Origin of the sequence: Thermophagus xiamenensis (assembly GCF_900112795.1) — a bacterium.
GTDB lineage: Bacteria > Bacteroidota > Bacteroidia > Bacteroidales > Marinilabiliaceae > Thermophagus > Thermophagus xiamenensis.
Map to the genome: position 1 here is coordinate 1 of NZ_FONA01000055.1, position 1,393 is coordinate 1,393.

Below are 1,393 nucleotides of genomic sequence, written 5' to 3' on the forward strand. Positions count from 1 at the left end.
CCCGGATTATGTAATAGGAATTAATAATTGTGTTGAAAGTATTAATTTTAAAGGCGATATTTAATTTTAAATTTTCACCCAAATGGTTAACCTTCCAATTGAGTACACAGATAAGAAAGTGACTCCCTTCGGTGGTATGAGTTTAATGAAACGTTTTGTTGATTCAATAAAAATAAGAGAGCAACTTTCTTTATTAGATTTACCGGAAAGAGGTTCCAACAGAAGTTATGATCCAACACACATTATAGAATCATTTTGGTTAAGTATTTGGACCGGGGCATCAAGATTTATTCATGCAGACTGGTTACGTTATGATACTACGCTTCATGAGATTTTTGGTTGGGATAAAATGCCATCTCAAAGCACTTACAGTCGTTTCTTTGGGAAATTCTCACAAAAGCGCAATACCAGTGTTTTCCCCTCATTGCAAAAGTGGTTTTTTTCACAACTTCAAGTTAATGACCTGACTATAGATATTGACAGCACCGTCATTACTCGAGCTGGGAATCAGGAAGGTAGTGCCAAAGGATATAACCCATTAAAACGTGGTCGTAATTCCCATCATCCATTAATGGCTTTTGTGAGTCAAACACGCATGGTCGCCAATGCCTGGCTCCGCCCGGGAAATACAGCAGACAGTAGCAGCTGTAAAGCATTCTTACAAGAAACAATTGAAGATGTATTATCAGCCAAAAGAATAGGATTAATTCGTGCAGACAGCGGGTTTTACACAGAAGAGATTTTGAGCTATATCGAACAGCGAAAAATCAATTATATTATTGCAACACGCATGTACCCCAATGTTAAAAGTGAAGTCTATGGACTTGATGATTGGGTTTCTATTTGTAATGGCATCGATGTATCTCAAATGTATTTTGAGCACGAAGCAGGCAAAAGACGTAGATATATTGTTGTAAGAAAAGAAGTAGAAAAGAGACCTAAATCCGGGGGAAAACTATTGTTCGAAGACCTTCCGGGATATAGATACAGTTGCTATGTTACCAATATGGATTTGCCACTTGACGCAATATGGAACGTTTATAATACGCGTGCTGATTGTGAAAATAGAATTAAGGAGCTAAAACAAGACTTTGGTTTAGAAAATTTTTGTCTTAAAGACTTTTGGGCTACTGAAGCCTCATTTAGGTTTATAATGGTAGCTTATAATATAATGAGCTTATTCCGTCACTTTGCTTTACAGTCGCACAATAAAGCCACTTTAGCAACTTTAAAAGTCTATTGCTTTGCATTAGGAGCATGGACTGCTAATCATGCTAATAAAAAGGTATTAAAAATTGCTTTGAATGCAAAAAGGCGACCCTGGATGGACGGAATATTTGCGAAAGTGGAAAGCCTAAGTCCACCTTTTAATTATTCTAATGCATAATCCGGG

The 1,393-nt window shown here is 36.8% G+C and carries 1 protein-coding gene; it reads left to right on the forward strand.

All coding sequences use genetic code 11. The annotated features are described in order from the left end of the window. The first annotated feature begins 82 nt into the window (after positions 1-82). The gene (locus BM130_RS15100; RefSeq protein WP_074964429.1) at positions 83-1,387 is read left to right on the forward strand and encodes an IS1380 family transposase; all 1,305 of its coding nucleotides are present in this window, start codon (positions 83-85) and stop codon (positions 1,385-1,387) included. Positions 1,388-1,393 lie beyond the last annotated feature (6 nt).

Excerpts from the sequence above, each read along its gene's own strand:
- BM130_RS15100 (WP_074964429.1), top strand. The coding sequence starts at position 83 with ATGGTTAACCTTCCAATTGAGTACACAGATAAGAAAGTGACTCCCTTC.